This window comes from Neisseria sp. HMSC074B07, from assembly GCF_001810355.1.
Classification (GTDB): Bacteria; Pseudomonadota; Gammaproteobacteria; order Burkholderiales; family Neisseriaceae; genus Neisseria.
Map to the genome: position 1 here is coordinate 43,572 of NZ_KV800935.1, position 6,666 is coordinate 50,237.

The following is a 6,666-nucleotide window of genomic DNA, read 5'->3' on the forward strand; positions in this document are numbered from 1 at the left end:
TTGTCCTGATTTAAATTTAATCCACTATAAGTGGGGCACAATATAAAAAACAGAGGTCGTCTGAAAACCCGAAATGTGGTTTTCAGACGACCTTTTCTTGCGCTTTATGGTTTACGCGAACCTTATTCGCCGTAATAGGCTTTGGTCAGGATTTCTTCCATATCGGCGACCAATGCGAGACGCGGGTTGGCGGGAGTGCATTGGTCTTCGAAGGACAGCATTGCCAGCTCTTTGCGCCCGTCGATGAAGGTTTTTTCGTCGATGCCCTGCTCTTTGAACGACATTTTGATGCCGACGTTGACCGCCAGTTCGTGACAGGCGCGGGCGAAAGATTCTACGCCTTCGGCAGGGGTGGTGCACGGCAGGCCTAAGGTACGGGCGATTTCCTGATATTTCAGGTCGGCTTTGTAGTAGTTGTACTTCGGCCAGGTGGCGGTTTTCTGCGGGCGCGTGCCGTTGTAGCGGATGACGTGCGGCAGCAGGATGGCGTTGGCGCGGCCGTGCGGAACGTGGTATTTTCCGCCGATTTTGTGCGCCATCGAGTGGTTGATGCCGAGGAATGCGTTGGAGAACGCCATGCCTGCGATGGTGGAGGCGTTGTGCATGTGTTCGCGCGCTTCGGGGTCGGACGCGCCGTGTTTGTAGGAGCGTTCGAGGTATTGGAACACGAGCTTGATGGCTTGCAGGGCGAGGCCGTCGGTAAAGTCGTTGGCAAGCACGGAAACGTATGCTTCTACGGCGTGGGTCAGTACGTCCAGACCGGTGTCGGCAGTTACGCCGGCGGGAACGGTCATGGTAAATGCGGGATCGACGATGGCGATGGTCGGGGTCAGCGAGTAGTCGGCGATGGGGTATTTTTTGTCGCCGTCGCTGATGACGGTAAACGGCGTAACTTCGGAGCCGGTGCCCGATGTGGTGGGGATGCCGATGAATTTGGCTTTGCGGCCCAATTCGGGGAAGCGGAAGGCGCGTTTGCGGATGTCCATGAATTTTTGGACGAGGTCTTCAAAATCGACTTGGGGCTGTTCGTAGAAGAGCCACATGGCTTTTGCCGCGTCCATCGGCGAGCCGCCGCCCAGTGCGATGATGGTGTCGGGCTGGAAGCTGCGCATCAAATCCGTGCCTTTATAGACGGTTTGGACGCTAGGGTCGGCTTCGACATCGGTGAAAAGCTGGATGGTTACTTTGTTTTTGCGTTGGTGGAGCTGGTGGGTCACTTTATCGACGAAGCCCAAATCGACCATCGAACGGTCGGTCACAATCATGACTTTTTCACAGTCTTTCATGTCTTGCAGGTATTGGATGGAATCGCGCTCGAAATAGATTTTGGCGGGTACTTTGAACCATTGCATGTTGTTTCTCCGACGGCCTACTTTTTTGATGTTTAACAGGTTGACTGCGCTGACGTTGCCGCCGACGGAGTTTTTGCCGTAAGAGCCGCAGCCCAAGGTCAGGGACGGCAGGAAGGCGTTGTAAACGTCGCCGATGCCGCCGAAGGTGGAGGGCGAGTTCCAAATCACGCGTAAGGCTTTGACGCGGGTGCCGAAGGTTTTTGCCAATTCTTGATCAGCGGTATGGATGGCGGCGGAGTGTCCCAAGCCGTCGAAGGCGACCATTTGTTCGGCAAACTGCAAACCTTGTTCGGTGGAATCCGCTTTGAGCATCGCCAGTACGGGCGAGAGTTTTTCACGGGTCAGCGGCTCGTTGGGGCCGACTTCGCGGCATTCGGCGATGATGATGTTGGTTTTTTCGGGGACTTTAAACCCTGCCTGTTCGGCAATCCACGCCGCCGGTTTGCCCACAACGGCGGAATTGAGTTTTGCGCCGCCGCAGTTGGCGCAGTTTGCCGTGACGCCGAAGATGAAGTCTTCGAGCATGGCTTTTTCTTTTTTGTTGGCGAAGTACACGCCGTAGGATTTGAACTCTTCGACCAGCTCTTTATAAATCTCTTTGTCAGCGATGACGGCTTGTTCGCTGGCGCAAATCATGCCGTTGTCGAACGCTTTGGACATCACGATGTCGTGTGCCGCCTGTTGGATGTTTGCCGTTTTTTCGACATAGGCAGGCACGTTGCCCGCCCCGACGCCGAGCGCGGGTTTGCCGCAGGAATAAGCGGCTTCCACCATCGCATTGCCGCCGGTCGCCAAAATCGTCGCCACGCCCGGATGCTTCATCAGCGAAGAAGTGCCTTCCATAGACGGTTTTTCAATCCACTGGATGCAGTTTTCCGGCGCGCCGGCGGCAATTGCGGCATCGCGCACGATTTGGGCGGCGTGGGCGGAACACTGCTGGGCGGAAGGGTGGAACGAGAAAATAATCGGATTGCGGGTTTTCAGCGCAATAAGGGATTTGAAAATGGTGGTGGAAGTCGGATTGGTGGTCGGCACGATACCGCAGACGACCCCGACCGGATCGGCGATTTCGGTAATGCCGGTTACATCGTCTTCGCTGATGACGCCCACGGTTTTCAAATCGCGCAGGCGGCGCACGACGTTTTCGCAGGCAAACAGGTTTTTGGTCGCCTTATCTTCAAATACACCGCGTCCCGTTTCTTCGACCGCGTGCATGGCGAGTACACCATGTTTGTCCAGCGCGGCAATGGAGGCTTTGGCAACGATATAATCAATCTGCTCCTGATTCAGCTTGCGAAACTCGTCCAACGAGCGCAAACCCTTTTCAACCAAACTGTTGACCTCGGCTACGGCGGGGCTGACGACATTGTCGGCTGATGCGTTCATGGTGTATCTCCTTGATATAAGGTGGCAATAAAGACGATAAATTTTCACTACGATTACTATAAGTAATTTTGTTACATTTCTCTTTGACTTACATCACAAACCATGCATGCTGTTTTCAGACGACCTCTTTCAGGATTTTTCTGTTTTTAATACATTGAAATAAAATCATTTTAACGAGTTTGATAAAAGAGGCTGCCGAATCTTCCCCCTTTGCCATATCGCTATTGTTTTGCCCGCCGCAATTCATATGAAAATGAAATTTTTTAAATTTTGTATCGAAATTACAAATCAACCTTTCAAACAAAATTTGCAGGCAAAACGGATAAGGTCGTCTGAAAACCAAATTAAAGTTTTCAGACGACCTTGTCGCATATTCACAAGAGATTGTCGGGAAAACGATAGTTTTTTTTCTACAATTTCAGATATTAAACTTATAAAATACAACCATTCTCATTTGTACAATGAACGGAGAAATTGATGTTCCGACCCAATCTGACCGCTGCCGCCGTTGTGGCCGCTTTATCTTCCACTGTATTTGCCGCCGAAACGGTCGAGCTGGATACTGTCCATGTGAAGGGGCAGCGTTCGTATAACGCGATTGCCACCGAGAAAAACGGCGATTACAGCTCGTTTGCCGCCACTGTCGGCACAAAAATCCCCGCATCTTTACGCGAGATTCCGCAATCCGTCAGCATCATTACCAACCAGCAGGTAAAAGACCGCAACGTTGATACCTTTGACCAATTGGCGCGCAAAACGCCGGGTCTGCGCGTGTTGAGTAATGACGACGGCCGCTCATCGGTTTATGCGCGCGGCTACGAATACAGCGAATACAATATCGACGGCCTGCCCGCGCAAATGCAGAGTATCAACGGCACGCTGCCCAACCTGTTCGCCTTCGACCGCGTCGAAGTGATGCGCGGCCCGAGCGGCTTGTTCGACAGCAGCGGCGAGATGGGCGGTATTGTGAATTTGGTGCGCAAACGCCCGACCAAAGAGTTCCAAGGCCATGCGGCAGCAGGGTTCGGTACGCACAAACAATATAAAGCCGAAGCCGATGTTTCAGGTCCTCTGAACGCCGACGGCAGCGTGCGCGGCCGTGTGATGGCGCAAACTTCAGGCGCGTCTCCCCGTCCTGCCGAGAAAAACAACCACCACGAAACCTTCTATGCGGCGGCGGATTGGGACATCAACCCCGACACGACTTTGGGCGTAGGCTATCTCTACCAACAACGCCACCTCGCGCCGTATAACGGCCTGCCCGTCGGCAGCAGCGGCAATTTGCTGTCCCTGCCCAACCACACTTTCGTCGGCGCGGATTGGAACAAATTTAAAATGAACAGCCATGACGTGTTCGCCGATTTGAAACATTATTTTGACGACGGCGGCTACGGCAAAATCGGTATGCGCTATTCCGACCGCGATGCCGACTCCAACTACACCTTCGCCGCCAACAAACTTTCTGCCGACAATAAGGCAAACGTCGTCGGCTTAGGCACGGAAATCAAACAAAAAGCCTTCGCGGTTGACGCAAGCTACAGCCGTCCGTTTGCCTTGGGCAACACCGCAAACGAACTCGTCGTCGGCGCGGACTACAACCGCCTGCGCAGCACCAACGAGCAAGGCCGTGCAGCCGTTGCGCGTAATGTTGCCTTGGGCGATTTCCACTCCGTTCCCTATGTCAACCTGATGCAGAACGCCCGTGCCGGCGCGCGCGGTTACAGCCATACCGTCGCTACTGAAAACCTTGACGAATTCGGCGTTTACGGCAAATCCGTCTTCCATCCGGTCGACAGGCTGTCGCTCATCGGCGGCTGGCGTTTGGGACACTACAAAATCGAAGCGGGCGAAGGTGACGAGTTGCACAAAGCCAGCAAAACCAAGTTCACCGGCTACGCAGGCGCAGTTTACGACTTGAACGACAACAACAGCCTCTACGCCAGCTTCTCCCAACTCTACACGCCGCAAACCAGCCTCGGCACTGACGGCAACCTGCTCAAACCGCGCGAAGGCAACCAGTTTGAAGTCGGCTACAAAGGCAGCTACATGGACGACCGCCTCAACACCCGCGTCTCCCTCTACCGCCTGAAAGACAAAAACGCCGCCGCACCGCTGAACCCGAACAACCGCAACACCCGTTACGCCGCCTTGGGCAAACGCGTGATGGAAGGCGTTGAGACCGAAATCAGCGGCGCGATTACACCGAAATGGCAAATCCACGCAGGTTACAGCTATCTGCACAGCCAAATCAAAACCGCCGCCAACTCGCGCGACGACGGCATCTTCCTGCTGATGCCCAAACACAGCGCAAACCTGTGGACGACTTACGAAGTTACGCCCAAGCTGACCCTCGGCGGCGGCGTGAACGCGATGAGCAGCATCTCCTCGGCGGCAGGCCTGCGTGCAGGCGGCTACGCCACATTCGACGCCATGGCGGCATACCGTTTCACGCCCAAACTGAAGCTGCAAATCAACGCCGACAACATCTTCAACCGCCACTACTACGCCCGCGTCGGCAGCGCAAACACCTTCAACATTCCCGGCTCGGAGCGCAGCCTGATGGCAAACCTCCGCTACGACTTCTAAAAACGGGAAAAGCAAAAGGAAAACAAATCACCGCCAAAAACCAGAAGACCAACACATTACGGAAACAGACCGGACAGGCAGGGCACACCACCTGTCCGGTTTTATCATTTATGTCCATGTTTGACATAGAAAAAACAACAGATATAGCCCAAAGGTCGTCTGAAACATCCGACAACCCGATAACACACACAACACACCCCACCAACACAACCGACAACCCCGCCATGACCTCACGCACCGCACACTGGCAAGCCGCCCGCCTGCTGCAAGCCGAAGAAACCCACATCCGCTCCGAGCACACCGGCCGCAGCTACCGCATCCAAACCGCCGCCGTCGGCGACCCGCCCCCGCAAGGCTATCCCGTCCTCCATATCCTCGACGGCGACGCCTTCTTTCCCGCCGCCCTCAGCATGGCGCAATCCCTGCTCATCAACCCCATGACCCGAAGCCGCGCCGCCTGCCTCATCGTCAGCATCGGCTATCCCAACGGCGAAGTCCGCGACCTGACCCAACGCGCTCTCGACTACACCCCGCCCCTGCCCGAAACCGCCACCGAAGCAGAACGCCGCCAATACGGACAAGCAGACCGCTTCGCCACCTTCCTCGACCACGAACTTGCCCCGACCCTTGCCGCCAAATACCCCGTCAACCCCAAAGAACAAGCCCTGTTCGGACACTCCTTCGGCGCATTGTTCGGACTCTATTCCCTCTTCACCGCCCCCGACCGCTTCAAACACAACCTGCTCGCCTCCCCCTCCGTCTGGTGGCACAACCGCCGCGTCCTCGACTTCCTCCCGTCCGCCCTTCCCACCGACACCGCCGTCCGCATCAGCGTCGGCGAACACGAAGGCCGCAGCAACCGCCCCGAACAAATCGGCAGGGAAATGGTCGCCCAAGCCAAACTGCTTGCCGGCACCCTCCAACACCTCGGCGCAGACGCACAATTTACCCTCTACCCCAACGCCAACCACGGCAACACCCCCTTCTACGCCCTCCCCGACCACATCGAATACCTCCGCCAAGCGTGGCAGAAAAAATAAACCCGCAGGAAAACGACAAGCCGTATGCCCAGCAAACAGGAATACGGCTTGAGTGATGGCAGTTGGGGATTTTCAGACGACCTTGGATTCATCTTTTATGCAATCAACGCAGGTTTTATTCAATTAAATTGGAAATCCAACCCGTAGCGTGGGCAGCGTCCACGAAATCTATCATCCAATAATCAAAATCAAACAACAGCCGAATGGGTATCCATTTTGGCTTTCATCTCGTGGGCAAAGCCCACGCTACTCGTTGTGGCAACGACAACCTGTCCCTTCCCCCGTCTGGCGGGGGAAGGTTA

The 6,666-nt window shown here is 55.1% G+C and carries 3 protein-coding genes; 2 read left to right on the top strand and 1 reads right to left on the bottom strand.

The features are described 5' to 3' along the window. Nucleotides 1-122 precede the first annotated feature (122 nt). Nucleotides 123-2,738 (bottom strand): bifunctional acetaldehyde-CoA/alcohol dehydrogenase, encoded by a 2,616-nt coding sequence (adhE, locus tag HMPREF2726_RS06560; RefSeq protein ID WP_070602706.1) that lies wholly within the window; start codon nucleotides 2,736-2,738, stop codon nucleotides 123-125. A gap of 477 nt (nucleotides 2,739-3,215) precedes the next feature. Between adhE and HMPREF2726_RS06565 the strand changes: the two genes are divergently transcribed. Continuing rightward, nucleotides 3,216-5,324 (top strand): TonB-dependent siderophore receptor, encoded by a 2,109-nt coding sequence (locus HMPREF2726_RS06565; protein WP_070602708.1) that lies wholly within the window; start codon nucleotides 3,216-3,218, stop codon nucleotides 5,322-5,324. A 224-nt stretch (nucleotides 5,325-5,548) separates the two neighbouring features. Then, entirely contained in the window at nucleotides 5,549-6,364 is an 816-nt protein-coding gene (locus HMPREF2726_RS06570; protein ID WP_036529570.1) for an alpha/beta hydrolase, read from the top strand. Nucleotides 6,365-6,666 lie beyond the last annotated feature (302 nt).